Raw genomic sequence first — 26346 nt, forward strand, 5'->3', positions numbered from 1 at the left:
GGCCGACTCGCGAGTCGGGGCGTGGGTCGCCGGAGGCGATGCGGCGAGACGGCCGGGATGAGTGGTCAGGCACGCACATTCCTTTCGGCCACGTTCGGCAAGAGTGAGGCCGGTTTACGGAATTGAGGGTCTAGCTTGCGGGGTGGTGCGGCGGGGATGCAAGTCGCAGCGGGGGAGTGCTGCGGGAGGCCAGCGTCCGGCCCGGATACCCGGGCCGGACAGAGGTGTCAGGATCAGGCCCCGACGTACTCGTCACACCAGCCAGAGGCGTTCACCTGAACACCCTGGAAGTCGGCGTGGAAGCACTGGCCCCATTCGGCGTCGCCGCCGCCCCAGAAGGCGCAGTTCTTGCACTTCTCGCCTTCCGAGTAGTCCTCGTGACCGGCAGCGTCTGCTGCATTGTTCACGTAGTCGTGGCGGTGGCCATCCTCGGCCTTGGGGTTGTCGGCCTTGGCCGTGGACATCCCAGCCAGGCTGATCACCGGGATGGCCGCCACGGCCGCGGATGCCTGACGCAGGAACTTTCGACGGTTTGCATTCGGTTGGTCGGACATGAGGTCCTCCGTTTGCTTCTGAGTGGATGGTTCTTCTTGTTGCTTGGAACAGCGAACTTCGCCTTTTCGGGTTGGGCGGGTTCACCCCCTTCGAGGCCTTCGGCCGCCGAGGGTTCCCCTGAATTTTTCAGGGATCAGGAAAACCCTTCCGGGGTCGAGCTTCGGCTGAGAGATGCAACTGCGGGGAGGAAAATTCCATTCCGGGCCACGCGTTCCGTGAGCGCGTGATGAAGATCACGCCATGCTGGTCTACCATTAGCGTCTGCTTATTCATGTTGATCAGGAGGTGTGCGATGCAGCACAAGAAGACGATGTCGATGTTGGCCCTGGGTGCATTCGTGCTGGTGCCGTTCGCGCAGGCCAGCGCGGTCGAGCGCGGCATGGAGCCCAGCGTGGCCCTGTTGGGCGGGGTGGTTTCTCCGGATCTCTCCGATGCCAGTTCCGATGCGGCCTATGGAGTCGAGATCGGTGCCAACTGCCAGTTGTTTCAGCCGGCCACCGGGGTGCTGCGTCATCACTTCAGCGTGAGCCGCTACAGCGACGATCCACTGAAGATGACCAGCGCCGAAATCAACAGCCACTGGATGTTCGAACCGAACGAACGTCTGTCGCTGGGCTTCGGTCCGGGCATCGGTTACGTGCGGGCCGAACTGGATGACGAGACGAACGGCCTGTGGGCGGCCCAGGTGGGCGGCAGCCTGAAGTACCAGCTGGATCGCCAGTGGTTCCTGGGGCTGGAGGCGCGCTACCAGTTCACCGAGAACGACCGTTTCGACGGCCGCCGCGCGGATGCCGACAACATGCGCGTGATGGGCAAGGTCGGGATGCAGTTCTGATCCGTTCGCCGAGGCGACAGGCAGGCATCCAGGGATACACCGATCAGGGTGTCCCTGGGGCTTGCCGTCCCCCGGGTGCCGGGGGACGATAGGGCAACGCTGACACGCGAATGGGTTGCCCATGGCCGAAGTTTCCGACCCCCAGTCCCCCCGTGCGGATCGCGATGTCCCGGCATGGCACAGCCAGAACGCGGATGCCGCGTTCGAACACTGGGGGACCTCGCGCGAGGGGCTGACGGCAGAACAGGCCGAGGAGCGCCTGGCGCACTACGGCCCCAATCAGTTGCGTCCGCCCGAACGGGCGGGTGTTCTCCGGCGCTTCCTGCGCCATTTCCACAATGTCCTGATCTACATCCTGCTGGTAGCCGCGCTGGGGACGGCGCTGCTGGGTCACTGGGTGGATACCGGTGTGATCCTGGCCGTGGTCCTGATCAACACGCTGATCGGGTTCGTCCAGGAGGGCAAGGCGGAGAAGGCCCTGGATGCCATCCGCCGCATGCTCTCCCCGCGCGCGCTGGTGGCGCGCGGCGGCGAGCGGCGCGAGATCCCCGCGGAGCAGCTGGTCCCCGGGGACATCGTGTACCTGCAGGCCGGGGACCGGGTACCCGCGGACCTGCGCCTGTTCGAGACCAAGAATCTGCGCCTGGAAGAGGCCGCGCTGACGGGCGAGTCGGTGGCGGTGGAGAAGGACACCGCCGCGGTAGAGCCGGAGGCGGGCCTGGGGGATCGCCGCGGGATGGCCTTCTCCGGCACGCTGGTCGCCTTTGGCCGCGGTATGGGCGTAGTGGTGGCGTCCGGCGAGCACACCGAGATCGGGCGTATCTCCACCATGCTCGGCGAAGTCGAGGGGCTGGAGACGCCGCTGGTGCGCCAGATGGAGCAGTTCGGCCACTGGCTGGCCGCGGTGATCGTGGTGCTTGCGCTGGCCACCTTTGCCTTCGGCTACTGGGTGCGCAGCTATCCGCTGGACGAGATGTTTCTGGCTGCGGCCAGCCTGGCGGTGTCCACCATCCCCGAGGGATTGCCAGCGATCATGACCATTGCCCTGGCCATCGGGGTGCAGAAGATGGCGCGGTGCAATGCCATTATCCGCCGCCTGCCGGCGGTGGAGACCCTGGGTTCGGTCTCCACGATTTGTTCCGACAAGACCGGCACGCTCACGCGCAACGAGATGACCGCCCAGACGCTGCGTACGGCCACCCGCGAGATCCTCGTCAGTGGCGTGGGTTACGCGCCGCAGGGTCAGTTCTCCGAGGACGAGCGGGACATCGACCCGGATGACGACCCGCTCTTGAACCAGGTGCTGCGGGCGGGTCTGCTGTGCAACGACGCCCGGCTTTACGAGAAGGACGGCGACTGGGTGATGGAGGGTGACCCGACCGAGGGCGCGCTGATTACCCTGGCGCGCAAGGCCGGGCTCGACCTGCACCTGGAGGGCGAACGGTTGCCGCGCACCGATGTGATCCCCTTCGAGTCGGATCATCGCTACATGGCCACCCTGCACCACGACCACGAGGGGCATGCGTGGATCTTCCTGAAGGGCGCGCCGGAGCGCGTGCTGGAGCTTTGCAGCGAGCAGCAGGTGGATGGCGAGACCCGCGAGGCGCTGGATCCGGATCACTGGCACGCGGCGATGGAGGCGGTGGCGGCCCGCGGCCAGCGCCTGCTGGCGGTCGCGGTGCGCGAGGCCGAAGCGGACGGTGGCGAGCTGCGTTTCGACGATGTCGAGGCCGGTGGCTTCACCCTGCTGGCGCTGGTGGGCATCATCGACCCGCCGCGCGAGGAGGCCATCCGCGCGGTGGCTGACTGTCGCGCGGCGGGGATCGACGTGAAGATGATCACCGGGGACCACCTGGCCACTGCGCGGGCGATCGGCGAGCAGCTGGGGCTGGGTCGGGATGCCGAGGCGCGTGCCGGCCACGAGCTGGATGCGCTGGACGATGCCGCGCTGGCGGAGATCGCGGAGCGCACGGATGTCTTTGCGCGGACCTCGCCGGAGCACAAGCTGCGTCTGGTGAAGGCGCTGCAGACGGGCGGACGGATCGTCGCCATGACCGGCGATGGGGTGAACGACGCCCCGGCGCTGAAGCGCGCGGATGTGGGCGTGGCCATGGGCGGGAAGGGTACCGAAGCGGCCAAGGAGGCCTCGGAGATGGTGCTGGCGGACGACAACTTCGCGTCCATCGCCCATGCGGTCGAGGAGGGCCGCACGGTCTACGACAACATCCGCAAGGCGATCCTGCACATGCTGCCGACCAACGCCGGGCAGTCGCTGACCATCATGATGGCCATCCTGATGGGCCTGGCCCTGCCACTGACCCCGGTGCAGGTGCTGTGGGTCAACATGGTGACCTCGGTCACGCTGGCGATGGCGCTGGCCTTCGAGCGCGCCGAGCCGGGGGTGATGCAGCGCCCGCCCCGCGCGCCGAATGCCCCGCTGCTGTCCGGCTTCCTGCTGTGGCGCATCCCGTTCGTTGCCTTGCTGCTGTGGGCCGGCACCTTCGGGCACTTCGTCTACATGGAGAGTCTTGCCGGGGTCGCCGACGAGGTCGCGCGCACGGTGGCGATCAACACCCTGGTGGCCGGACAGGCGTTCTACCTGCTGAATCTGCGGCTGATTCACCAGCCGGTGCTACCGGGCGGGGAGCTGTTCCGCTCGCGCGCGATGTGGCTGGCGATCGGGGTGCTGGTGGTGCTGCAGCTGGCGTTCACCTATGTCCCGCTGATGCACACGCTGTTCGGGACTACCGCCATCGGTGCGGACGACTGGGCGCGCATCCTGGCTTTCGGGCTGGCGGTGTTCGTGATCGTGGAGCTGGAAAAGCTGGTGGTGCGTCAAGTGATCGCGCGCCGGCGTGGGGTGGCACCGCAGGCCGTGTGACACGCACCCCCATGCTTTTCCGAGTCCATGCAGCCGTCGGTCGTTCTACCGACAGCCCACCAGGACATCGCCGGAAAGCAGGGCCGTGGCGCTGGCGGCGTCCACCGGTGGGGAATAGTAGTAGCCCTGGGCCAGGGTGCAGCCGAGGGCGCGCAGCGTCGCGGCGTGGGTATGGCTTTCGACGCCCTCGGCCACGGCCTCCAGACCCAGGTTGCGGGCCATGTGGATTACGGTCTGAACCAGGCGCTGGCTGTATTCGTCGTGGTCCAGCCCGGAGACGAAGCTGCGATCGATCTTGAGAATGTCCAGCGGTAGCCGGTGCAGGTAGCTGAGTGACGAGTAGCCGGTGCCGAAGTCGTCCATTGCCAGGCTGATGCCCAGGGCCTTGAGCTGGTGCAGGGTCTCGATCAGCTCGTCGAGATTGCCGAGCGTCGCGGTCTCGGTGATCTCCAGGCGCACCTGGGAGGCCGGCACCCCGGTGCCGGCAAGAATGGTCTGCACCTCGTCGACCAGTCCCGGGCGCGTGAGCTGCCGGGCGGAGAGGTTGGTGCTGATGGTCAGCGGCATCTCGGGGTGGTCGATCCCCCATTGCACGAGCTGACAGCAGGCCGTGTAGAGCACCTGCATGTCGATCAGGTGGATTTGCCCGGTGTCCTCGGCGATGGGGATGAAGTCGTCCGGCGCGACCAGCGCGCCGTTGCGCTGCCAGCGCACCAGGCCCTCGAAGCCGGTGATGCAGTCCTCGCCGAGTGACACGATGGGCTGGAAGTGGACGATGAAGTCGCCGCGCTCCACCGCATGGCGCAGGTCGGTCTCGAGGGCCAGGCTTTGCAGCGCCTGGGTCTGCATGCCGGGGTCGCAGAATTCGCAGCGGGCCTTGCCCAGTGACTTCGCGCGGTACATCGCCATGTCTGCCTCGCGCATCAGGTCGTCCGGCGTGGCCGGGCGCGCGGGGTCGTCCGCCGCGTGGGTCTCGCGGGCGGGGCAGCTCTGGCCGTAGGGGCGGGTGGCAATGCCGATGCTGACGGTGACGTAGATATCCTGCCCGGCGATGGTGAACGGCTCGCGCAGCACGGCCTGCAGGCGTTCGGCCACGCGCAGGGCGTCCACCGGCTCGTGCAGGCCTTCCAGCAGGATGGTGAATTCGTCGCCGCCCAGGCGCGCGAGGGTGTCGTCCGGGCGGTTGGCCTCGTCCCCCTTGGGCCGCGAGACGGTGTCGTTCTGGCGCAGGGCGTTCAGCAGGCGCCGCCCGACCCGCACCAGCAGTTCGTCGCCGGCCGGGTGCCCGAGGCTGTCGTTGACGACCTTGAAACGGTCGATATCCACGAACAGCACGGCGAACAGGTTGAAGGGTTCGCGGGTGGCCCGGGCAATGGCATGGGCCAGGCGGTCGTGGAACAGGCGGCGGTTGGGGAGCCCGGTCAGCTGGTCATGGGAGGCGTTGTGGAGCAGGTGTTCTTCGTGGCGGTTGCGTTCGATCACGCGGCCCAGTTGCACGCCGATCTGCCACATCAGCCACAGCAGGTCGGGGTCGGTGGCGGTGGGTTCGGCGGCGAAGAACTCGAGGACGCAGGCGACCTCCTGGCCGACCATGACCGGGAACGCGAATCCGGACCGCAGGCCGCTGGCGGCGGCCTGCGGTGCCCGCGGGAAATTGTCGTCCGCGGCCAGGTCTTCGATCCATGCCGGTTCGCCGTGCGCCAGTACCCGGCCGGGTAGCCCGTGGCCACTGGCAAAGGGCATGTTGTCGGTGTTCTCGCGGAACTCGGTGAATGGCTCGGAGGCGGCGAGGTGCCAGATGCCGGTGGGGTTCAGCTCTCTGTAGTCGCTGTTTTCGTCGTGTCGGGTCAGATAGGCATGCCCCACCGGCCAGTCGAGGTACTGCCCGATGGCCGCGAGGGCCGAGCGCAGAACATGCGCGATGGAGTCCGACTGGTTGGCCGTCGAGGCAATGGTGTTGAGCAGCTCGATCTGTTTCTGCTTGGCGTAGACGTCCTGTAGCCGGGTCTCGGCCAGGGTCTCGGCGCGGCGCCTTGCCTGGCGTTCCTGCTCGACCAGGCCTTGCAGACGGGCTTGTTCGCTAACCGCCGCGAAGTCGTTGGCGCGTCGATTCACGCGCACCCCCGGTGCTCGTTGTGACACGCGCGCTGTTTGGCGTCATGCATGGGCCCCTCCCGGCCGTCCTTGTTTTACTGCATTCCCTGCCATGCGGTGACCGCGCAGCGTCTCATTCGAATGACGCCGGTACAGGCCGACTCATTCCGTGTGCATTGTATCGGGGCTGCGCGGCGGTGTGCGTATGGCTCGGCGTCGGGTTAGCCGTCGGGGTGGGTCACCCAGGGTTCGCCCATGGCCTCTTCCCAGTCGGCCTGGGTGGGGTGGTTGCGGTCGTAGCGTGTCCAGGCCTCGAAGATCTCGTCCGGCCAGTGCGACTGCAGCCAGGCGATGATCGCCTCGGCATCCGCCTCCGAGAGCGTGTCCTCGAAGCTGGGCATGGCACCGCCACGCGCCTCGGCGCCAAAACGGATCATGTCCTTCAGTTGCCAGTACGGGTGGTGCCAGGTATGGGCGCTGCCATCCAGCGGCGGCGGGGGCAGGGTGCCGTCGGGGTTGCGCTGGCGCCAGTCCTCGGCGCCCTCGCGCTGCGCCCCGTGGCAGGCGATGCAGTGCTGCTGGTAGAGGCGCTCACCGCGCTGGAGGACCTCCGGATCCGTGGTGCGCTCCAGGTGGTCGGGGGTACCGGACGCGCCGCCGAACCCGTCGCAACCGGTCAGGCTGGCGGATGCGAGGATCAGCGCCGCGCTGCCGATCCAGGGGGTGAGCGATGGGTGTCGCCGCATCAGTCCTGAACGTCCGGCTCGCCCGCATTCCCGGCCGGTTCGTCGCCGCCGCGGAAGGCGTCACGCACCGAGCCCCAGGCCTTGCGCGAGCCGTCGCGCACGCCGCCCCAGGCGTCCTTTGCCCCGTCGCGAATACCGCCCCAGGCGCCGGAGGAGCGCTCGCGCATCTCGCTCGACCATTCGGCCAGGCGGTCACGTTCCTCGACCAGTCCGTCGTAGGCGCGTTCGCGGCGCTCGCGAGTCGCGTCGCTCAGGTCATCCCAGCCCTCGCGGAAGTTGTCGCCCAGGCGGCCGAGTTCGCGGTCCATCGCGTCCAGGGTCTCGCGGGTGCGCGAGCGGGTGGCCTCACCGGCCTCGGTGCTTTCTTCCTGGATCTCCTCGCGGGTCTCGGCCCAGGATTCGCGCAGTTCTTCCATCTCGCTGGCGGTGGTGTCGTCCTCTGCGGCCGACGCATGCTCGTCGGAATGGAGCGGGCTTGCGGCCAGCAACAGGGCGCAAAGGCTCGTCATCAGGATGTGGCGCAGCTTGAGCAGTTTCATGGTGTCTTCCTCCCGGTCCGCGCAGGGCGGCGGACTGATCTGGTCTTTCTGCCATGGTAGGACGTTTGGCGGTCCGGTATGTTCGAGCGCAGGGAAATTTTTGCGAGAGGAACCACGGGATGCGATGGGGATGGCGGGTTGCATGGGGGTGTCTGACGGTACTGCTGGCGGGCTGTGCCACGTCCGCTTCGGGCCCGGAGACGGGCACTGCGCCGGACGGCTGGGAGTCGGCGCCTACCGCCTTCGAGGCGCAGGCGGTGCCTTCGCAGGCGCCCACGGTGATGCCCGGTGCCGCGGTGATGGCGTGGCTGGCGGCCAGCCCCTGGCATTCTGGACTGGCGGTTGACTACGCCGGGCTGGAGATCGACCAGCCGCGTCCGGAGCGCGCCGAGGTCCGCCTGACCGGGTTGCGCGACGATGCCGTCAGCGCCTACGAATTCCGCCTGGAGCTGGACGAGGTCGAGGCGGGCTGGGTGGTGCAGTCAGTGGAGCGCCGTGCCATATGCCGCCGTGGCCTTGGCGACAGCGGACTTTGCCTGTAAAGGCTTCGTGGAGGATTCGCCCTTGACCTGGTCCTTCTCGATGCGCTCCGGAGGCTTTGTGCTGAATCCAGGGCAGCCTCTGCTTCAGCGGCGGCGGGCCAGGGTCAGGCCGTCGCCGATGGGGGCCAGCGAGAGGTCGATGCGCTCGTCGGGATGCAGGGCGTCGTTGAAGGCGCGGATCGCGCGGGTGTCGTCGCGCTGGTCGTCCGGGTCGGCGACGGTACCGTGCCACAGGGTGTTGTCGATCAGGATCAGGCCGCCGGGGCGTACCAGGCGCAGGCAGTGTTCGAAATAGTCGGGGTAGCCGGTCTTGTCGGCATCGATGAAGGCTAGATCGAAGCGACCGGTCTCGCCGGCGGCCTCCAGCGCCTGCAGCGTGTTGCGCGCCTCGCCCAGCTCGAGCCGGATGCGTCCGGCGACCCCGGCGCGCTCCCAGTAGCGCCGGGCCGTGGCGGTCCAGTCCGCGCTGTTGTCCAGGGTGACGACCTCGCCGTCCTCTGGCAGGACGAGGGCGATGGCCAGCGCGCTGTAGCCGGTGAAGGTGCCGATCTCCAGATAGCGCTGTGCGCCCATGAGCTTCGCCAGCAAGGCCATGAACTGTCCCTGCTCCGGGGCGATCTGCATGTTCGCCTCCGGCAGGCCGGCCGTTTCGGCGCGCAGCTGCGCCAGTACCTCGGACTCGCGCAGCGAGTGCTCCAGGAGGTAGCGGTACAGCGGTTCATCGAGTCCGATGGAACGATTGGACATTCACGCGCTCCGCGGCTGTGGGTGAGGGATCAGGCGGTCCAGCCACCGGCGCAGGACCGGTGTGGCCAGGACGATCAGGATGACCAGGGTGCTCCACTCGAGCCAGGCGGGCAGCAACTCGCCGGTGGCGCCCATCTGGGTGGCGACGTCGACCCCGGTGCGGGCCAGTCCGGCGTCCAGGGCGAGCCCCAGCGCGATGGTGGTGGCCGCGATTCCGGCCAGGTAGAGCACTAGCGCCGGGGTGCCGAGTTCGCGGCGGAACACGCCCAGCGTCGCCAGGCTGGTGATCGGCGCGGCCAGCAGGAACACCAGCACGGTGCCGGGCGAAACGCCGGCCGCGATCAGACCCACGGCGATGGGTGTGGCGGCGGTCGCGCAGAGGTACATCGGGATGCCGATGACGGCCATCACCAGCATCGCCGCCAGGCCCGAGCCCCAGGCGGCCAGGGTGGCCGGAGGGACCAGGGCGAGCAGGGCGCCGGCGACCAGCAGGCCGATCACCAGCCACAGGCGGATATCGTCGAGGACGTCGTGGAAGGCGTAGTGCAGTCCGCTGCGGAGCCGTGCGGAGAGGCGTTCCGGGGCTTCGGGCGTGGCGCAGCCCGTGTCGGTCTCGCAACATCCGCCGCAGGTGTCGGGTTCGGCCCCGGTCGCCTCCGGGTGGTCCGTCGCGGCGCGCGTGCGCCCCACCAGTAACCCCGTGGTGATGGCCGTGACGATGGCGCCAAGGGCGCGGGCCACGGCCATCACCGGGCCCAGCAGGGCGTAGCTGATGGCAAGCGAGTCCACGCCGACACCCGGCGTTCCGATCAGGAAGGCGGTGGTGGGCCCGCGACCGGCGCCGCCGCGATGCAGGGCCAGGGCGGTGGGGATGGCCCCGCAGGAACAAAGCGGCAACGGTGCACCGACGACGGCGGCACGCGCCGTGGCCGCCAGGCCGGCGCCGCCGAGCCAGCGCTGCAGGGCGGCCTCCGGGATCAGGGCCTTGACCGCGCCGGCGGCCAGCAGGCCCAGCAACAACCAGGGCGCCGCGGTGAGCGCGACGTTTAGCGTTTCGTTGAGGATGTCGGCGATCATGCCTCGATCTTCCGTTGCGCACGGGGCGCCTGCAAGAAGCCCGCCCGCCGGGTGGCGGATCAGCGGGGGCGTTGCGTGTCAGCCGCGCTGGCGCGAGATGCGCAGGACGTCGGACAGCCGCCGCAGGCCGCGCATGATCTGGGCCAGGTGCTGGCGGTCACGTACGGTCAGCAGGAAGGTCATCGCGGTGGAGTGGCCGTCCTGCTCGTTGAACGAGATGTGCTCGATGTTGGAGCCGTGATCCGCGATGACCGCGGCCATGTCGGCCAGCGCCCCGCGGCGGTTGGCGGTGCGGGTGCGTACGGCGGCGGTGAATTGCAGCTGGGGCTCATGCGACCACTCCAGCGCGATGGTGCGGTCGGACCGGTCGCGGCTCTCGTGCAGGACGTTGCGGCAGTTCTCGCGGTGAACCACCAGGCCGCGCCCGGCGCTCAACTGGCCAATGATCGGGTCGCCCGGGATCGGATGGCAGCAACGGGCGTAATTCAGCACCAGCCCTTCGGTGCCGTTGACCGCGAGCGTGGTCGTAGTGGCGGGCTCTGTGGCGGTCGGGTCGGGGCTTTCCTTGCCGACCATCTGGCGGGCCACCAGCGAGGCCATGCGATTGCCCAGGCCGATATCGATCAACAGCGCGTCCAGGTCTTCCAGCTGCATCGCGTCCAGCATCTGGTCCAGGCGGGCCGGCGAGATGCGGGGCAGGCTGGTATCCATGGATTCCAGCGCCTTTTCCAGCATGCGCTCGCCGAGGGTGCGGGCCTCCTCGGACTGCATGGACTTGAGGCAGTGGCGGATGCCGGTGCGCGCCTTGCCGGTGACCACGAAGGACAGCCAGGCCGGGTTGGGGCGGGCGCCGGGCGAGGTGACGATCTCCACCGTCTGGCCGCTTTGCAGGCGTACCGACAGCGGGGCGAGCTGGCGATCGATCTTGGCGGCCACGCAGCGGTTGCCGACGTCCGAGTGCACGGCGTAGGCGAAGTCGATCGGGGTGGCGTCGCGCGGGAGCACGAGGATGTCGCCCTCGGGGGTGAAGGTGTAGACCTCGTCGGGGAACAGGTCGACCTTGACGTTCTCCAGGAACTCGATGGAGTTGCCGACGCTGTTCTGGATCTCGAGGACATCCTTCAGCCATTCGCGTGCCCGGCTCTGGGCCGTGCGGCTGGATTCGCTGCCGGCCTTGTACTGCCAGTGTGCGGCGATCCCGCTCTCGGCCACGCGATCCATCTCGGTGGAGCGGACTTGCACCTCGATCGGGGCGCCCTGCGGACCGAACAGGATGGTGTGCAGCGACTGGTAGCCGTTGGACTTGGGGATCGCGATGTAGTCCTTGAAACGTCCCGGAACCGGCTTGTAGAGGTTGTGCACCACGCCCAGGGAGCGGTAGCAGGTGTCCACGTCGTCGACGATGATGCGGATGGCAAAGACGTCGAACACGTCTTCGAACGAGTGGTGCTTGTCGCGCATCTTGCGGTAGATGCTGTACAGGCTCTTCTCGCGCCCGGAGATGCGCCCGATGATCCCGGAAGCCTCCATGCGCGAGCAGATCGCCTGTTCGATGTTCTTCATCGGCTCGCGGCGGTTGCCGCCGGCCCGGTGTACTGCGCGTTCCAGTACCGCGGCGCGCCAGGGGTGCTTGGCCGAGAAACCGAGTTCCTCCAGCTCGCGGCGCATGGCATTCATGCCCAGGCGCTGTGCGATCGGGGCATAGATCTCGAGGGTTTCCTTGGCGATGCGGCGGCGTTTGTCCGGGCGCATCACACCGAGGGTGCGCATGTTGTGCAGGCGGTCGGCCAGCTTGATCAGAATCACCCGGATGTCGCGGGTGATCGCCAGCATCATCTTGCGGAAGTTTTCCGCCTGCGCCTCGGCCTTCGACTGGAACTGCAGGTGGGTCAGCTTGGACACGCCGTCCACCAGCTCTGCGACCTCCTCGCCGAACTCGGCGCGGATACGGTCCTTGCTGGTGGCGGTGTCCTCCATCACGTCATGCAGGATGGCGGCGCTGATCGCCTGGTGGTCCATCCGCATCTCGGCCATGGTGCGAGCCACGGCGAGCGGGTGATAGATGTAGGGCTCCCCGGTCTTGCGGGTCTGGCCCTCGTGCGATTCCGCGCCCAGGAGATAGGCGCGATAGACCTCCTCGACCTCTTCCGGCTCGAGGTAGGACTCGAGCTCGGAACATAAATCGCTGATCAGGAATCGGGTCGAGTCGCCCGGTACCGAGGAGGGGGCCCCGGGCGAAGCTGGCTGCCCAGCGGCCATTCAGAAAATCTCCTAGCGCTCGTCGGCTTCCAGCTGTTCCAGATGACGGATGGTGCTGAAGTCCAGCATCTGGTTCTGGGGCCGTTCGTCGTGTTCGTCGAACACCTCGATACCGACCACGCCGGCGGCGATTTCGCGCAGGGCGATCACCGTGGGCTTGTCGTTGTCCTCGGGTACGCGGGCTTCCTTCCCGTGGGCAATGTGGCGGGCCCGGCGGGCAGCCATCAGCACCAGCTGGAAACGGTTTTCGACATTTTCGAGGCAGTCCTCGACGGTGACGCGTGCCATCGGATACTCCGGTCAGTAAATTCTTGAAACTTGCATGTTACGCCGACCCATGCGCGCCCGCCAACAGATTCCCGATCGTGGATGCGGATCGGATCTCCTGTTCCACGGTGCGCAGGCGGTTGGCACGGAAGATACAGGCCAGATCGCGCACGGCCTGGTCGAAGTCGGCATTGACCACGGTGTAGTCGTACTCGCGGAAATGCGTGCAGTCGGATTCGGCATCCCGCAGACGGCGCTGGATCACGTCTTCCTCGTCCTGCCCGCGGCCGCGCAGGCGGCGTTCCAGCTCGTCGCGCGAGGGCGGCAGGATGAAGATGGAATGCGCATCCGGCACGGCGGCGCGCACCTGACGCGCGCCCTGCCAGTCGATCTCCAGGATCACGTCCACGCCGGCGTCCAGACGTTCGTCGACACTGGCGAGCGCGGTGCCGTAGAAGTTGTCGAACACCTTGGCGTGTTCCAGCAGCTGGCCGTCCTCGATCATCCCGAGGAAGGTCTCGGCGCTGACGAAGTGGTAGTGCTGTCCGTCGACCTCGCTGGCGCGCGGCGTCCGTGTGGTATGCGAAACCGAGACCTCCACCGCCGTCACCGATTCAAGCAGGGCGGCGACCAGGCTGGTCTTGCCGGCACCCGAGGGCGCGGAAACGATATAGAGGGTGCCGCGAACGGCCGGGGTATTGGCGGTCATGGACGTGTCCGCAGGGCCTGAACGTGATCGGGATCTGGCCGCTTCCGGATGGGCCGCTTGAATCGGGCCACAGGCCGGAAGACCAGGGTCAAGAAGAAGGTTGGTCGGAGTGAAAGGATTCGAACCTTCGACCCCTGCCTCCCGAAGGCAGTGCTCTACCAAGCTGAGCTACACTCCGAACCGAGCCCGCTATTATGCCGAGCCTCCCGGGGCGTGTCCATGCCCCGGGCGCTGAAAATCCTATCGGTAACGGTCGACCCGCCATGCGGCGTGGGTCGCGCCGCGTCAGTGGTTGCGCCCGACGGCGAAACGGGCGAGATCGATCAGGGCCTGACGCTGGGGCGAATCGGGCAACGTGGAGATTGCCTCGATCGCGGCGTCGGTTTCGGCCTCGGCGCGAGAGCGGGTGTAGGCCAGGCCGTCGGTTCCGTGTACGGCCTGCAGCACGGCGTCGACCTGATCGCGGCCGCCTTCTTCGATCGCCCGGCGCACGACGGCCTGCTGATCGGGGGAGCCCACGCGCAGCGCATGGATCAGCGGCAGCGTGGGCTTGCCCTCGGCGAGGTCGTCGCCCATGCGCTTGCCGGTCACCTCGTCATCGGAGGAGTAGTCCAGGACGTCGTCGATCAGCTGGAAGGCGGTGCCCAGGTGCATGCCGTAGCGGGCCAGCGCCTGCTCGTCGTGTTCCGGGCGTTCGCCCAGGATGGCGCCCAGCTGGCAGGCGGCCTCGAACAGCTTGGCGGTCTTCGACTGGATCACGTGCATGTAACGCTGCTCGTCGACGTCGGCGTCGTGGCAGTTCATCAGCTGCATTACCTCGCCCTCGGCGATCACGTTGGTCGCGTGGGAGAGGATCTCCATGACCCGCATGGAGCCGACTTCGACCATCATCTCGAACGCGCGCGAGTAGAGGAAGTCACCGACCAGGACGGCGGCCTCGTTGCCGAAGATGTGGTTGGCGGTCTCGTTGCCGCGGCGCAGTTCGGAGGCATCCACCACATCGTCGTGCAGCAGGGTCGCGGTATGGATGAACTCCACCACCGCCGCCAGGGTCACCGGATCCTGGCCCTGCACATGGCAGGCCCGCGCTGACAGGGTGGCCAGCAGCGGTCGCAGGCGCTTGCCGCCCGAATGGATGATGTAGTGTCCGAGCTGGTTGATCAGCACCACCGGCGAGCTAAGGCGCTCGCGGATGCACTGGTCGACGGCCTGCATGTCGTCGGCCGCCAGTTCTCGGATTGCTTCAATGGGCATGGGGGTAGGCAAGCAGGCTCTAGGGAAGCACTGATGCATGTACACACTCGCGCTCGAGTCGCTTTTGCGTGCGAACAAGGCGCGGTGACTGCCGTGCAGTCATTCTGCACAAGGGAACCGCAACGCCGTGCGCGCGCAAAAGCGGCCGAGCCCCTGCATTCAATCGCTTGTGGGGTTGGCACCCCAGGTTCCCCGATCCTGCGTTGCGGCCCTTGCCGGTAGAACCACTACCGGCTGCGCACCGCGCCTGGTCTCGGCAAACCTGGGGTACCAACGCGAGTGTGTACATGGATCAGTGTTTCCCTAGAGGTGGTCGTGAGGGGCGAAGGCATGCTAGGGAAACGCTGCCTAATGTACAAGTTCGGGCGCGCGTCGGAGCGGTTTGCGGGCCGGATGGGTCAAGGGCTGTTGCCGCGCGCCCCGGATCGAAAAACGGAGTGTTCGCGTGTGCCCGTCCATGAGCGTTCCCGCGGCCTGGCCGCTTCCCGGCATTGACCCGAGCGAGAAGCGCTGCTAGCATTTCCGCCCTTTCGCGAGACCAGCTCCCAGTCAGCTGGTCCACACAAGGTATCGCAACGGAGTCCCAGGGAAATGTACGCGATCATCGCAACAGGTGGTAAACAGTACCGCGTCGCCGAAGGCGACGTGATTCGCATCGAGAAGCTCGAGGCCGAGGCCGGTTCCGAGGTCGAGTTCGACCAGGTGCTGATGGTCGGTGCGGGTGACGATGTCCGCGTCGGGGCCCCGCTGGTGGACGGTGGCAAGGTCACCGCCAAGGTCGAAGACCATGGCCGCGCCAAGAAGATCCACATCATGAAATTCCGGCGGCGCAAGCACTCCCAGAAGCAGATGGGACACCGCCAGCATTACACCACCGTGCGCATCACCGGCATCGCCGGCTGATCGCCGCAGGCATTCAGGAGAGCTGAACCATGGCACATAAAAAGGCAGGCGGCAGTACCCGCAACGGGCGCGATTCCGAGAGCAAACGCCTGGGCGTGAAGCGCTTTGGCGGTCAGGTCGTGCGCGCCGGCAACATCCTCGTTCGTCAGCGCGGGACGCAGTATCATCCCGGCGAGGGCGTGGGTTGTGGCAAGGACCATACGCTGTTCGCCAAGGTTGACGGCCAGGTCGTCTTCAAGGTGGGTGGCCCGCACAACCGTCGTTTCGTGAGCATCCAGCCGCAGCAGTAAGCTGGCCGGACAGCGAAGCGTTCGCGAAAAGCCCCGTTCGACGGGGCTTTTTTTGTTCGGTATTTCAGGAAGCAAGCAATGAAGTTCATCGACGAGGCCACCATTACCGTAAAGGCCGGCGACGGCGGGAATGGCTGTGTCAGCTTCCGCCGCGAGAAGTACATCCCCTTTGGCGGGCCCGACGGGGGTGACGGCGGGGATGGCGGCTCCGTATGGCTGGTGGGCGACGAAGGCCTTAACACCCTGGCTGATTTTCGCTACCAGCGCCGGTTTGATGCCGAGCGTGGCGAGAACGGCAAGGGGCGCAATCGTACGGGATCTTCCGGCGAGGATCTGGAGATCGCAGTGCCGATCGGCACTCAGGTGCGCGATGCCGAGACCGACGAGATCCTGGGTGATGTGACCCACGAGGGTCAGCGTCTGCTGGTCGCTCAGGGTGGTTTCCACGGGCTCGGCAATACCCGGTACAAGTCCTCCACCAACCAGGCGCCCCGTCAGAGCAAGCCGGGCACCCCGGGCGACCTGCGCAAGCTGTCGCTGGAGCTGATGGTGCTGGCCGACGTCGGTTTGCTGGGCCTGCCGAATGCCGGCAAGTCCACGCTGCTGGCGCGGGCCTCGGCCGCGCGCCCGAAGATCGCCGACTACCCGTTCACCACCCTGATCCCGCAACTGGGCGTGGTGCGCATCGGGGTCAACCAGAGCTTCGTGATCGCCGACATCCCCGGGCTGATCGAGGGCGCGGCCGAGGGCGCGGGTCTGGGTACGCGTTTCCTCAAGCATCTGGCCCGCACCCGCTTGCTGCTGCACGTGGTGGACGTGTCCCCGCCGGACCCCGAGGCCGATCCCCTGGTGGACCTGCGCACCGCGATCACCGAACTGGAGCACCACAGCGACAAGCTGGCGGCTCTGCCGCGCTGGATTGTGCTGAACAAGAAGGAACTGCTGGATGCCGACGAACTCGCGGCCCTGGTCGAGCGCGTGCGTGCGGACCAGGGCGAGGCGCATCCGATATTCACCATCTCCGCGGCGACCGGTGAGGGCGTGGACGCCCTGCTGCAGGCGGTGATGCGCCATGTCGAGGAGGCCGCGCAGGCGGCGGCCGAGGCCGATCGGCGGGGTGCGATGGGGACGCCGGAGGACAAGCCGGAGGACCCCGCGTGACAGCGTCTGCCACACGGGCGCTCCCCGCCATTCGCCGGGTCGTCGTCAAGATTGGCAGCGCGCTGATCACCGCCGATGGTGCCGGGCTCGACCGCCCGGCGCTGGAGTCCTGGGCGCACCAGATCGCGGCGCTGCGCCGGCGCGGGCTGGAGGTGATCCTGGTCTCCAGCGGGGCGGTGGCCGAGGGCATGCGTCGGCTGGGCATGACCGAGCGCCCGCACCAGTTGCACCACGTGCAGGCCGCCGCCGCGGTCGGACAGATGGGCCTGGTTCAGGCCTACGAGCGCGAATTCGCCAGCCACGATCTGCATGCGGCGCAGGTCCTGCTGACCCACGACGACCTCGCCGACCGCTCGCGCTACCTGAATGCCCGCAGCACCATGCTGGCCCTGCTCGAGATGGGCACGATCCCGGTGGTCAACGAGAACGACACCGTGGCCTACGAGGAGATCCGGCTCGGCGACAACGACACCCTGGCCGCGCTGGTGGCTAACCTGGTGGTGGCCGACCTGCTGCTGATCCTGACCGACCAGGATGGCCTGTTCGACCGCGATCCGCGCAAGCATGCGGATGCCCGCTTGATCCAGGAGGGCCGGGCCTCGGATGCCGGGCTTCACCGCTATGTGGCAGCCGATTTCGGTCGCCTGGGCCGGGGTGGCATGGCAACCAAGCTGCTGGCTGCCGAACGCGCGGCCCGTTCCGGCACGCATACCGTGATTGCCTCCGGACGCGAGGCGCAGGTGATGGGGCGGGTACTGAAGGGCGAAGCACTGGGCACCTGGCTAAAGCCGGACCGCGAACCGCTGGCGGCGCGCAAGCGCTGGCTGGCGGACCAGCTGCACTCGCGCGGTCAGTTGCAGCTGGACGCCGGGGCCGCACGCGTGCTGCGCGAATCGGGGAGCAGCCTGCTACCGGTAGGTGTGGTCAGCGTCGAGGGGGATTTTCGCCGCGGCGAGGTCGTGACCTGCGTGGATCCGGACGGGACCGCCGTGGCACGGGGGCTTACGAACTACGCGGCCAGCGAGATTCAGCGTATCCGCGGCCTGCGTGCCGATCGCATCGAGGCCGAGCTCGGCTACCTGCTCGAGCCGGAGCTGATCCATCGGGACAATCTCGTCCTGCTCTCCTGACCGCCACCGGATGCTGCTGTCCTGCGTGGGTCTGTGGAACCACAGCTGTGGGAGCGTGCAAGCACGCTCCTGCGGGATTTGGGGTGTGCTGACCAGGTCTCCGGGTTCCCGGCGGTGGGGGCGGGCACGTTGGTGGGGGTGTGCGTGACGGAGGCCATCCCGGCTCTCCGCCGCGCTGCGGCCGGGATGGCCTTGCAGGTGCTGACCCCAGGCTACCCACTTCCTTCTTACCCCTTCGCGCGCTTCCCGTCTTCCTGTTACACGCGATTGTCTGTGTGCCGTCGGTGGTTAAAGGCCGGGAGACCGCGGCTCAGTTGTCGCCGTGTGTGGCGGTGACTTCCAGGTCCAGGCGCCCGCGCGCCAGACGTGCATGCACGCGTTCGCCGCTGGCGGTCTGATCCGCGGCGCGCAGGACTTCGCCCTCTGTGGTCTGCAGGATCGCGTAGCCGCGTTCCAGCACTGCCTCCGGGCCCAGTGAACGCAGCTGGCGCGCGGTGGCGTCAAGCTGCCGCTGGCGGGCGACGAGGGCCTGGTGGGTGGCCGTTTGCAGTTGGCGTTGCAGGCGGGCGAGGGCCTCGCGCCGCTGCAGGATGTCGTGGTCCGGGCGTACCCGCACCAGGCGCTGGCGCAGGTGATCCAGGCGCATGCGGGCGGATGCCAGGCGGGTGCCGGGCGAGGCGCCGGCCAGACGCAACCGGGCGTGTTGCAACCGCACCCGGGCGCGTTCCTCGAGGCGCGACCAGGCGCGCTGCAGGCGTTCGCGCTGGTCGTCCAGGCGTTGGGCATCGCGTTCCAGCATTTGCCGCGGGTGGCGGCGTTCCAGGCGCGTATGCAGGGCGGTCAGGGTCTGCTGGTGGCGCGCCACGCGCTGGCCCAGCAGCCCGCTCAGGCGTTCGCGGGCCCGCGCTAGCTGGTGGCGCAGGGTCGCGGCATCCGGGCTGACAGCCTCCGCCGCGGCGGTGGGCGTGGAGGCGCGCAGGTCGGCGACGAAATCGGCGATGGTGGTGTCGGTCTCGTGCCCCACGCCGCTGACCACGGGGATCGGGCAGGCGGCGATGGCGCGCGCGACGCTCTCCTCGTTAAAGGCCTGCAGATCTTCCAGGGAGCCGCCGCCGCGGGCGAGGATGAGCACGTCGACCCGGCCCTCGGCCGCAGCCTGTTCCAGGGCCGCGACAATCTGGCCGGCGGCCTGGGCACCCTGCACCGCGGTGGGGTAAAGCGTGACCGGTAGCAACAGCGGGAAGCGCCGCGCCAGGGTGCGTTCGATGTCGTGGCGCACATCGCCCTGGGTGGAGGTGATCACGCCCAGGCGGTGGGTCCAGGCGGGCAGTGGCTGCTTGCGCTCGGCGTCGAACAGGCCCTCGGCGGCGAGCTTTTCCTTCAGGCGCTGGAAGGCGGCCAGCAGGCGGCCCTCGCCGGCCGGTTGCAGGGCCTCGACGATCAGCTGGAACTGCCCGCGGGCGCCGTAGATTCCGGCTCGCCCCTGGATCTGTACGGCGTCGCCGTCGGCAAAGCGGGCGGCCTGGCGGGAGCGCCCGCGGAACAGCACGCAGCTCACCGAGGCGTTCTCGTCCTTCAGCGAAAAGTACTGGTGCCCGGATGCGTATTGACGCAGGTTCGATACCTCGCCCTCCACGCGCACGAGGCCAAGCCCGTCACGCAGCAGGCCGTCGGCACACTGGTTGAGCTCGGTTACGGAAAAGACGGGGGCGTCGCTCATGGGGGCTCGATGGTTACAGACGGGTGAAGACGCGCTGGAAGACATCGGTGCCGCGCCCGACGGGGTCGACCCGCAGGCGGGCCTCTTCTTCCGCGAGGGCGTGGAACAGGCCGTCCATGGTGTGGTCCAGCACATGCTCGGCCAGGTCCAGGCGGACGTTTGCCAGAAACGGGATGTCGCGCATCCGCGACTCCAGCTCGCGGTGGGTCGTCATGGCCTCCACGGCGTCCAGGCTGTGCTCGATCGCGGGACGCATGGCCTCAGTCAGGCGCGGTCGCATCTGTGTTTCCAGATGGCGGGTGGCGGCGTCCTCGGGCCCCAGCAGGATGCCGCGGGCATCGTCGAGATCGAGCGCGAAGATCGCCCGGATGAAGGGTTCCCGGGCCTGCCATACCGCATCCTCGGCCGCGCGGTTCATGCGCTCCTCCAGGGTGTCCAGCGGCGCGGCCATGCCGAGCCGGCCCAGCGATCGCCGTGTGGTGGCGAGCACCTCGGGCAGGGGGATGCGCACGTCCGGGTTGCCGTAGAAGCCGTTGCGCCGGCTGAGGGTCTCGGAGGCGGCGTGGGTCGCGATGACCAGGGCCTCGTGCACCGCCTCGATCAGCTCGGCGGTCGACAACCCGGCGAATTCCGGTGGCCGGGTGATCAGCGAGCGGAACATGTCCTGACCGAAGCGCCACCAGTCGGCGCGAGCGCTGGACGCAGTGGCCAGGCCGAGGCCGGGGGCCAGCAACAGGGCCAGCGCGGTGCGTCGGGTGATGCGGGCCGTAGGCGCGCGCTCGGGCATGGGTCTCGCCTGGCAGGGGGCTCGGGATGGATTCGCATCCTATCAGGGTGCTGTCCGGGCGTCTGCGCACGGCCCTTGCATGTGTGTCTGTGCTTGTCCCGGAAGGGCCCGAATTCTATACTGAACGGCTATTTATCCGCCCCCGGGATTTTCCCCCTTGCGTCCCGGCGGGCCTGGCCTGGAGTGGTGCATGCGGATACTCGGTGAAGCCCTTACCTTTGATGATGTACTGCTGATCCCGGGGCATTCGAATGTCGTTCCGCGTGATGTCGACCTGAGTACCCGGATTACCCGCGAGATCACGCTGTCCGCCCCGGTGGTGTCGGCCGCGATGGACACGGTCACCGAGGCCAATCTGGCGATCGCGATGGCCCAGGAGGGCGGGCTCGGGATCGTGCACAAGAACATGTCGGCGGAGGCCCAGGCCGCCGAGGTCCGGCAGGTCAAGAAATACGAAAGCGGTGTGATCAGCGAGCCGATCACCATCGGCCCGGATGCGAGCATCGGCGACGTGGTTGCGCTGACCGACGCCAATCACATCTCTGGCGTGCCGATCGTTTCCGGCAACGACCTGATGGGCATCGTGACCTCCCGCGATCTGCGCTTCGAGACCCGCATGAACGCCCCGGTCTCGGAGATCATGACCCCGCGCGAGCGCCTGGTTACCGTGCCCGAGGGGGCTGACCGCGAGCTGGTGCTGGAGCTGCTGCACAAGCACCGGATCGAAAAGGTGCTGGTCGTCAACGACGACTTCCAGCTGCGCGGGATGATCACGGTCAAGGACATCCAGAAGTCCACCGAGCACCCGCATGCCTCCAAGGACGAGCGGGGCCGTCTGCGCGTGGGTGCCGCGGTGGGTGTGGGTGAGGGCACCGATGAGCGCGTGGCCGCGCTGGTCGAGGCCGGGGTGGACGTGCTGGTGGTGGATACCGCGCACGGGCATTCCCAGGGCGTGCTGGATCGCGTCGCCTGGGTCAAGAAGCACTACCCGGACGTGCAGGTGATCGGTGGCAACATCGCCACCGCCGATGCGGCCAAGGCGCTGGTCGCGGCCGGGGCCGACGGCGTGAAGGTCGGAATCGGGCCGGGCTCGATCTGCACCACCCGCATCGTGGCCGGCGTCGGCGTGCCGCAGATCACGGCGATCTCCGATGTGTCCGAGGCGCTGAAGGGCACGGGTGTGCCGATGATCGCCGACGGGGGCGTGCGCTTTTCCGGGGACCTGGCCAAGGCGATCGCCGCGGGCGCCGATTGCGTGATGCTGGGCTCGATGTTCGCCGGGACCGAAGAGGCCCCGGGCGAGGTCGAGTTGTACCAGGGTCGTTCCTACAAGATCTATCGCGGTATGGGCTCTTTGGGCGCGATGCAGCAGGGCTCCTCGGATCGCTACTTCCAGGACCCGAACAGCTCGGCCGACAAGTTCGTGCCCGAGGGGATCGAGGGCCGGGTGCCGTACAAGGGCTCGATCGTCGCCATCATCTACCAGCTGATGGGCGGGCTGCGCTCGTCCATGGGCTATGTCGGCGCACACAACATCGAAGAGATGCGGACCAAGCCGCATTTCGTCCGCGTGACCGCCGCCGGCATGCGCGAGAGCCATGTGCACGACGTGGCGATCACCAAGGAAGCCCCGAACTACCGCATGGACTGACCCGGCCACGATGGCCGGGTATCCCTACCTGACATACTCCCGGCCCGCAGGCCGGGATACCGGATGACCTCATGACCCAGGATCTTCACGCCCACCGCATTCTGGTGCTGGACTTCGGTTCCCAGTACACCCAGCTGATCGCCCGCCGCGTGCGCGAGGCCAGGGTCTACTCCGAGGTGCATGCCTGGGACATGCCGGCGGCCGACATCCGGGCGTTCAATCCCACTGCGATCATCCTCTCCGGCGGCCCCGAGTCGGTGAATGTCGACCAGCCCCCGCGCGCCGAGGACGCGGTGTTCGAGCTGGGGGTTCCGGTACTGGGCATCTGCTACGGCATGCAGACCATGGCCGCGCAGTTGGGTGGTCGGGTCGAGCCGTCGGAGCGTCGCGAGTTTGGCTATGCCCAGGTGCGCGCCCGTGGCCATACGCCGCTGCTGCGCGACATCGAGGATCACACTACGCCGGAGGGCTATGGTCTGCTGGACGTGTGGATGTCGCACGGCGACCACGTGACCGAGCTGCCGCAGGGCTTCCGCTTGATGGCCTCCACCGATTCCGCACCGATCGCCGGCATGGCCGATCCGGATCGCGGCTTCTACGGCGTACAGTTCCACCCCGAGGTGACCCACACCACCCAGGGCCAGCGCATCATCGAGCGCTTCCTGCACGATATCTGCGGCTGCGCGGCGTTGTGGACGGCCGACAACATCATCGACGACATGGCCGCGCGGGTGCGCGAGCAGGTCGGCGACGATCACGTGGTACTGGGCCTGTCCGGCGGGGTGGACTCCTCGGTGGTGGGCGCGCTGCTGCACAAGGCGATCGGCGACCAGCTGACCTGCGTGTTCGTGGATACCGGGCTGCTGCGCGAGGGCGAGGGTGACCAGGTCATGGCGACCTTCGCTCGCCACATGGGTGTGCAGGTGATCCGTGTGGATGCCGAGGAGCGCTTCATGAGCGCCCTGGCGGGCATCCAGGACCCGGAGGCCAAGCGCAAGATCATCGGCGGGTTGTTCATCGACGTGTTCGACGAACAGGCTGCAAAGCTCGACAACGTGCAGTGGCTGGCCCAGGGCACGATTTACCCGGACGTGATCGAGTCGGCCGACTCCAAGACCGGCAAGGCCCACGTGATCAAGTCGCACCACAACGTGGGCGGCCTGCCGGAGAACATGAAGCTGGGGCTGGTCGAGCCGCTGCGTGAGCTGTTCAAGGACGAGGTGCGCAAGATCGGTGTCGAGCTGGGCCTGCCCACCGAGATGGTCTATCGCCATCCGTTCCCCGGGCCGGGCCTGGGCGTGCGCATCCTCGGCGAGGTGAAGAAGGAATACGCCGACCTGCTGCGCCGCGCCGACGCGATCTTCATCGAGGAGCTGCGCAAGGCCGATCTCTACGACAAGACCTCGCAGGCCTTCGCGGTCTTCCTGCCGGTGAAGTCGGTGGGGGTGATGGGCGACGGCCGGCGCTACGACTACGTGGTGGCCCTGCGCGCGGTGGAGACCATCGACTTCATGACCGCGCGCTGGGCGCACCTGCCGTACGAGTTCCTCGACCACGTCTCGCGGCGGATCATCAACGAGATCCCCGGCATCTCCCGCGTCACCTACGACATCTCCGGCAAGCCCCCCGCCACCATCGAGTGGGAGTGACTGGAAAGACCCGCAATGGCGGGTGCTGACCGGCGTCATAGCGGAGGCTTCAGGATCCTGCTTAGCCCACGGCCCGTAGCACGACGACCGGCCGTGGGGCTACGCCTTGCCTCGGAAGACACGGTGCACTAACGCGAGCGTGTACATTGATCGGCGGTTACCTAGACTGTGCCGAGGTGGACTTCCTGGAATAAACGGATCCCATGTTCAGACGCATCAGAGCGGGTGACTGGATTGTCGTGGTGTTGCTGCTGCTGCCGGTGCTGGTGGCGTGGCCGCGTTGGTGGCCGCGGCCGGGCGCCGGCGCGGCCGAGGTGCTCTCGGCGCTTGGTCACCTGGCCGGCGTGCTAGGTCTGAGCGCGCTGCTGGTCGGTGCAATGCTGAGTGTGCGCCTGCCGGGCCTGGATCGCTGGTTCGGCGGTTTGCCGCGCATCTGGACCCTGCACCGGATACTGGGTTTCGCAGCCTTCATCCTGATCATGCTGCACGTGGTGTGGCTGGCCTTCGGGGCGCTGCCCATTTCTCCGGAAGCGGCCATCCAGGTGATCTTTCCGCCCCTTGAACACGGGGCGGTATGGATCGGTTGGGGCGCATTGGCGCTGATGCTGATCTTTCTCGCGCCCACCTTTCAGTTTTTCGGCAGGCCGCATTACCAGCGCTGGAAGCGCCTCCACCTGTTGTCGGTGCCCGCGTTCCTGCTGGCGTTCGCGCACGCGGTCATGCTCGTGGAGCATGTGCTGCTCTGGTGGGGGCTCGCGGCCCTGGCGGTTGCCGCAGTGTTCTGGCGCAAGGTGCTGTCGCCCCGGCTGGGGCGCCATGATTATACCGTCGATGCCGTGACCGCCCTTGCGTCCAACGTGGTGGAGATCACCCTCGCCCCGAGGGGCCGGGCCATGTCTCATGCCGCGGGACAGTTCATGTACCTCACCCCCCACGACCCGGGCCTGGAAGCCGGCCGGGGGGAAGAGCACCCCTACACCATCTCTTCGGCGCCAGGCGAGGACGTTGTCCGGGTGGGCATCAAGGCCCTGGGCGACGCCAGCCGGGCATTGCAGACGGTGACACCGGGAACCGCCGTGCAGATCGAGGGCCCCTACGGGCAGTTCTTCGAGCGATGCGAGCCGCAACGCAGGCAGCTCTGGTTCGGTGGCGGCATCGGCATTACGCCCTTCGTGTCCGGCGCCCGGGCCCTCCAGCGGGAGCCCGGGGGCGGGCCGGATGTCACCCTGATCTACCTGGCCAATCGACCGGACCGCGCCTATTACATGGACGAGCTTCGGGAGATCGCGCAGGGGCACCCGCATTTCGATGCACAGATCCATTATTTCCAGGATCGCGGCCCCGTGGATGAAGCGTTCATCCGCGCCCATTGCCCGGACCTGGCGGAACGGGAGATCTACATCTGCGGGCCGCCCGGCATGGTGTATCACCTGATGGGGCTGCTGAGCCGAGCCGGTGTACCCAGGGGCCGCATTCATACGGAGGCGTTTGATTTCCTATGACCGTGAACAAGATTGCCTACACCGCGTTCGTGGCCTTCTGCGCCATGATCATCACCCTTTGGGCCGTCAGCGCGCTGGTCGCGGAGACCCGCGAGACCGACGACGATCAGCGCCTGTTTACAGAACAGGAGCTTGCGGCCCACGACAGTGCCGAGAGCTGCTGGAAGGCCATCGACGGCCAGGTGTACGACGTGACGGACTATATTCCGCGTCACCCCACCTCCGAGGACGTGATACTGGAGTGGTGCGGCCGTGATGCCACGGAAGGCTGGTACAACAAGACGCCCGGGCGTCCGCACAGCCCCAGGGCCGCCGCCATGCTGGAACAGTACCGGGTAGGGCAACTTGCCGATGCACCGGCACCCCAGGCACGGCCCGAGGCTTCAGCGCCCACGCGGGAACCCGCCACCCATCCGCCGGGCCGGGTGCTGCTCGGCCTGTCGCCCGGGACGTACCTGGACGGGCGCTATCGAGGCGTGTTTTCGGACCGGGGCGCGATGCAGGTCAATATCCAGTTCGATCTGCGGGACCATCATTTCCACAACGTCCGGTTCCGGTACCTGAGCTACCGGGGGGTGGATTATCTGGCGCTTGAGGAGCACGAGGAACTTCATGCCGTGATGCGCCAGCACCGTCAGGCTATCGATTACCTCGAAGGCCGGCCGCTGTCGGCCCTATTCGATCTCTATGCGCCGGAGGAGGTGGTGGACGACATCGACGCCTTTACCGGCGCGACCCTGAGAGGCAACAAGCTGATCTCGGCCATCCGGGACGCGCTTAATCGCGGTGTCTATCAGTGGCCGTGATAGGGCCGGCATCCCCCAGGCCAGGAGGGCGTGCTGCCGGCCATTTGTAGTGCTCCCGCCAGGCCCATGAACCACAGCGGGTAGCCCCCGTGAGCGACGTCCTGGGCCTTGAGTGTCAGCCCGGTGTGCGGTCGGCAGTGTCCCCCGAGATCACCCACACCACCCGCGACCACGGTACATCCAGCGCAGCCAGGTGTGCCTGGTTCAAAGAAGCTGGTGGATCTGGCGCTTTTGTTCGCTAC

The 26346-nt window shown here is 67.6% G+C and carries 23 protein-coding genes and 1 tRNA gene; 11 read left to right on the forward strand and 13 right to left on the reverse strand.

Annotated elements, in window-relative coordinates:
• Positions 1–233: 233 nt before the first annotated feature.
• Entirely contained in the window at positions 234–554 is a 321-nt protein-coding gene (locus TVD_RS03085) for a high-potential iron-sulfur protein (protein ID WP_018146315.1), read from the reverse strand.
• 293 nt (positions 555–847) lie between these two features.
• Here TVD_RS03085 and TVD_RS03090 point away from each other — a divergent pair, with 293 nt between their 5' ends.
• Together TVD_RS03090 and TVD_RS03095 are read left to right on the forward strand one after the other, a co-directional pair.
• A complete protein-coding gene (locus tag TVD_RS03090; protein WP_018167986.1) occupies positions 848–1390 on the forward strand; it encodes a porin family protein in 543 nt (180 codons plus the stop codon).
• Positions 1391–1511: 121 nt separating this feature from the next.
• A complete protein-coding gene (locus TVD_RS03095; RefSeq protein ID WP_047250787.1) occupies positions 1512–4271 on the forward strand; it encodes a cation-transporting P-type ATPase in 2760 nt (919 codons plus the stop codon).
• A gap of 45 nt (positions 4272–4316) precedes the next feature.
• Here TVD_RS03095 and TVD_RS03100 read toward each other — a convergent pair whose 3' ends face one another.
• From TVD_RS03100 to TVD_RS03110, 3 genes are all read right to left on the reverse strand, one after another.
• Positions 4317–6392, reverse strand: a complete 2076-nt coding sequence (locus tag TVD_RS03100; protein ID WP_156167495.1) for a putative bifunctional diguanylate cyclase/phosphodiesterase — start codon at positions 6390–6392, stop codon at positions 4317–4319.
• A 194-nt stretch (positions 6393–6586) separates the two neighbouring features.
• Positions 6587–7111 (reverse strand): c-type cytochrome, encoded by a 525-nt coding sequence (locus TVD_RS03105; protein ID WP_018937996.1) that lies wholly within the window; start codon positions 7109–7111, stop codon positions 6587–6589.
• Positions 7111–7650, reverse strand: a complete 540-nt coding sequence (locus tag TVD_RS03110) for a hypothetical protein (protein WP_047250788.1) — start codon at positions 7648–7650, stop codon at positions 7111–7113. The genes TVD_RS03105 and TVD_RS03110 overlap by 1 nt, the downstream gene beginning before the upstream one ends.
• Before the next feature lie 281 nt (positions 7651–7931).
• Here TVD_RS03110 and TVD_RS15090 point away from each other — a divergent pair, with 281 nt between their 5' ends.
• Positions 7932–8192 (forward strand): hypothetical protein, encoded by a 261-nt coding sequence (locus TVD_RS15090; RefSeq protein WP_018146309.1) that lies wholly within the window; start codon positions 7932–7934, stop codon positions 8190–8192.
• Between the two features lie 84 nt (positions 8193–8276).
• Here the strand turns inward: TVD_RS15090 and TVD_RS03120 are convergent, their stop codons facing one another.
• The 7 genes from TVD_RS03120 to ispB form a co-directional block, all read right to left on the reverse strand.
• Entirely contained in the window at positions 8277–8939 is a 663-nt protein-coding gene (locus tag TVD_RS03120; protein WP_047250789.1) for a class I SAM-dependent methyltransferase, read from the reverse strand.
• A complete protein-coding gene (locus TVD_RS03125; RefSeq protein WP_047250790.1) occupies positions 8940–10016 on the reverse strand; it encodes an SO_0444 family Cu/Zn efflux transporter in 1077 nt (358 codons plus the stop codon).
• A gap of 78 nt (positions 10017–10094) precedes the next feature.
• Positions 10095–12275, reverse strand: coding sequence for a bifunctional GTP diphosphokinase/guanosine-3',5'-bis pyrophosphate 3'-pyrophosphohydrolase (gene spoT, locus TVD_RS03130; protein WP_018146306.1), 2181 nt, complete (start codon positions 12273–12275; stop codon positions 10095–10097).
• A 12-nt stretch (positions 12276–12287) separates the two neighbouring features.
• A complete protein-coding gene (rpoZ, locus tag TVD_RS03135) occupies positions 12288–12563 on the reverse strand; it encodes a DNA-directed RNA polymerase subunit omega (protein ID WP_018146305.1) in 276 nt (91 codons plus the stop codon).
• Positions 12564–12600: 37 nt separating this feature from the next.
• On the reverse strand, positions 12601–13251 hold the full coding sequence (gene gmk, locus TVD_RS03140; RefSeq protein WP_018146304.1) for a guanylate kinase: 651 nt from the start codon (positions 13249–13251) through the stop codon (positions 12601–12603).
• Positions 13252–13352: 101 nt separating this feature from the next.
• Positions 13353–13429 (reverse strand) — tRNA-Pro (locus TVD_RS03145).
• Positions 13430–13536: 107 nt separating this feature from the next.
• Positions 13537–14505 (reverse strand): octaprenyl diphosphate synthase, encoded by a 969-nt coding sequence (gene ispB, locus TVD_RS03150; RefSeq protein WP_018176512.1) that lies wholly within the window; start codon positions 14503–14505, stop codon positions 13537–13539.
• A 591-nt stretch (positions 14506–15096) separates the two neighbouring features.
• Here ispB and rplU point away from each other — a divergent pair.
• The 4 genes from rplU (at position 15097) to proB (ending at position 17989) form a co-directional block, all read left to right on the forward strand.
• Entirely contained in the window at positions 15097–15408 is a 312-nt protein-coding gene (rplU, locus tag TVD_RS03155; RefSeq protein WP_018146302.1) for a 50S ribosomal protein L21, read from the forward strand.
• A gap of 29 nt (positions 15409–15437) precedes the next feature.
• Entirely contained in the window at positions 15438–15698 is a 261-nt protein-coding gene (gene rpmA / locus TVD_RS03160) for a 50S ribosomal protein L27 (protein ID WP_017941884.1), read from the forward strand.
• Between the two features lie 78 nt (positions 15699–15776).
• Positions 15777–16859 carry an Obg family GTPase CgtA gene (gene cgtA / locus TVD_RS03165; RefSeq protein WP_047250791.1) on the forward strand — a complete coding sequence of 361 codons (1083 nt, stop codon included), beginning with the start codon at positions 15777–15779 and terminating at the stop codon, positions 16857–16859.
• On the forward strand, positions 16856–17989 hold the full coding sequence (gene proB / locus TVD_RS03170; protein WP_047250792.1) for a glutamate 5-kinase: 1134 nt from the start codon (positions 16856–16858) through the stop codon (positions 17987–17989). Before cgtA ends, proB begins: the two co-directional genes overlap by 4 nt.
• Before the next feature lie 310 nt (positions 17990–18299).
• Here proB and xseA read toward each other — a convergent pair whose 3' ends face one another.
• Both xseA and TVD_RS03180 read right to left on the reverse strand, forming a co-directional pair.
• Positions 18300–19709, reverse strand: coding sequence for an exodeoxyribonuclease VII large subunit (gene xseA, locus TVD_RS03175; RefSeq protein WP_018167973.1), 1410 nt, complete (start codon positions 19707–19709; stop codon positions 18300–18302).
• Positions 19710–19722: 13 nt separating this feature from the next.
• Complete coding sequence (locus tag TVD_RS03180) at positions 19723–20496, reverse strand: DUF4197 domain-containing protein (protein ID WP_018167972.1); 774 nt, start codon at positions 20494–20496, stop codon at positions 19723–19725.
• A 190-nt stretch (positions 20497–20686) separates the two neighbouring features.
• Between TVD_RS03180 and guaB the strand changes: the two genes are divergently transcribed.
• The 4 genes from guaB (at position 20687) to TVD_RS03200 (ending at position 26104) form a co-directional block, all read left to right on the forward strand.
• Positions 20687–22147, forward strand: coding sequence for an IMP dehydrogenase (gene guaB, locus TVD_RS03185; protein ID WP_018650432.1), 1461 nt, complete (start codon positions 20687–20689; stop codon positions 22145–22147).
• Between the two features lie 71 nt (positions 22148–22218).
• The gene (gene guaA / locus TVD_RS03190) at positions 22219–23796 is read left to right on the forward strand and encodes a glutamine-hydrolyzing GMP synthase (RefSeq protein WP_019562637.1); all 1578 of its coding nucleotides are present in this window, start codon (positions 22219–22221) and stop codon (positions 23794–23796) included.
• A gap of 203 nt (positions 23797–23999) precedes the next feature.
• Positions 24000–25298: a ferredoxin reductase family protein gene (locus tag TVD_RS03195; RefSeq protein ID WP_047250793.1), complete on the forward strand. Its 1299-nt coding sequence runs from the start codon at positions 24000–24002 to the stop codon at positions 25296–25298.
• Positions 25295–26104, forward strand: coding sequence for a cytochrome b5 domain-containing protein (locus TVD_RS03200; RefSeq protein ID WP_047250794.1), 810 nt, complete (start codon positions 25295–25297; stop codon positions 26102–26104). The genes TVD_RS03195 and TVD_RS03200 overlap by 4 nt, the downstream gene beginning before the upstream one ends.
• Positions 26105–26346 lie beyond the last annotated feature (242 nt).

Source organism: Thioalkalivibrio versutus, assembly GCF_001020955.1.
GTDB lineage: Bacteria > Pseudomonadota > Gammaproteobacteria > Ectothiorhodospirales > Ectothiorhodospiraceae > Thioalkalivibrio > Thioalkalivibrio versutus.

What these genes read in the sequence shown, in the direction of transcription:
- guaA (WP_019562637.1), top strand. Translation starts at nt 22,219, where the DNA reads ATGACCCAGGATCTTCACGCCCACCGCATTCTGGTGCTGGACTTCGGT.
- xseA (WP_018167973.1), bottom strand. Translation starts at nt 19,709, where the DNA reads ATGAGCGACGCCCCCGTCTTTTCCGTAACCGAGCTCAACCAGTGTGCC.
- TVD_RS03125 (WP_047250790.1), bottom strand. Translation starts at nt 10,016, where the DNA reads ATGATCGCCGACATCCTCAACGAAACGCTAAACGTCGCGCTCACCGCG.
- guaB (WP_018650432.1), top strand. Translation starts at nt 20,687, where the DNA reads ATGCGGATACTCGGTGAAGCCCTTACCTTTGATGATGTACTGCTGATC.
- gmk (WP_018146304.1), bottom strand. Translation starts at nt 13,251, where the DNA reads ATGACCGCCAATACCCCGGCCGTTCGCGGCACCCTCTATATCGTTTCC.
- TVD_RS03110 (WP_047250788.1), bottom strand. Translation starts at nt 7,650, where the DNA reads ATGAAACTGCTCAAGCTGCGCCACATCCTGATGACGAGCCTTTGCGCC.
- TVD_RS03105 (WP_018937996.1), bottom strand. Translation starts at nt 7,111, where the DNA reads ATGCGGCGACACCCATCGCTCACCCCCTGGATCGGCAGCGCGGCGCTG.
- TVD_RS03090 (WP_018167986.1), top strand. Translation starts at nt 848, where the DNA reads ATGCAGCACAAGAAGACGATGTCGATGTTGGCCCTGGGTGCATTCGTG.
- TVD_RS03085 (WP_018146315.1), bottom strand. Translation starts at nt 554, where the DNA reads ATGTCCGACCAACCGAATGCAAACCGTCGAAAGTTCCTGCGTCAGGCA.
- cgtA (WP_047250791.1), top strand. Translation starts at nt 15,777, where the DNA reads ATGAAGTTCATCGACGAGGCCACCATTACCGTAAAGGCCGGCGACGGC.
- TVD_RS03195 (WP_047250793.1), top strand. Translation starts at nt 24,000, where the DNA reads ATGTTCAGACGCATCAGAGCGGGTGACTGGATTGTCGTGGTGTTGCTG.
- spoT (WP_018146306.1), bottom strand. Translation starts at nt 12,275, where the DNA reads ATGGCCGCTGGGCAGCCAGCTTCGCCCGGGGCCCCCTCCTCGGTACCG.
- rpmA (WP_017941884.1), top strand. Translation starts at nt 15,438, where the DNA reads ATGGCACATAAAAAGGCAGGCGGCAGTACCCGCAACGGGCGCGATTCC.
- TVD_RS03200 (WP_047250794.1), top strand. Translation starts at nt 25,295, where the DNA reads ATGACCGTGAACAAGATTGCCTACACCGCGTTCGTGGCCTTCTGCGCC.
- TVD_RS03120 (WP_047250789.1), bottom strand. Translation starts at nt 8,939, where the DNA reads ATGTCCAATCGTTCCATCGGACTCGATGAACCGCTGTACCGCTACCTC.
- TVD_RS03095 (WP_047250787.1), top strand. Translation starts at nt 1,512, where the DNA reads ATGGCCGAAGTTTCCGACCCCCAGTCCCCCCGTGCGGATCGCGATGTC.
- rpoZ (WP_018146305.1), bottom strand. Translation starts at nt 12,563, where the DNA reads ATGGCACGCGTCACCGTCGAGGACTGCCTCGAAAATGTCGAAAACCGT.
- ispB (WP_018176512.1), bottom strand. Translation starts at nt 14,505, where the DNA reads ATGCCCATTGAAGCAATCCGAGAACTGGCGGCCGACGACATGCAGGCC.
- rplU (WP_018146302.1), top strand. Translation starts at nt 15,097, where the DNA reads ATGTACGCGATCATCGCAACAGGTGGTAAACAGTACCGCGTCGCCGAA.
- TVD_RS03180 (WP_018167972.1), bottom strand. Translation starts at nt 20,496, where the DNA reads ATGCCCGAGCGCGCGCCTACGGCCCGCATCACCCGACGCACCGCGCTG.
- TVD_RS15090 (WP_018146309.1), top strand. Translation starts at nt 7,932, where the DNA reads ATGCCCGGTGCCGCGGTGATGGCGTGGCTGGCGGCCAGCCCCTGGCAT.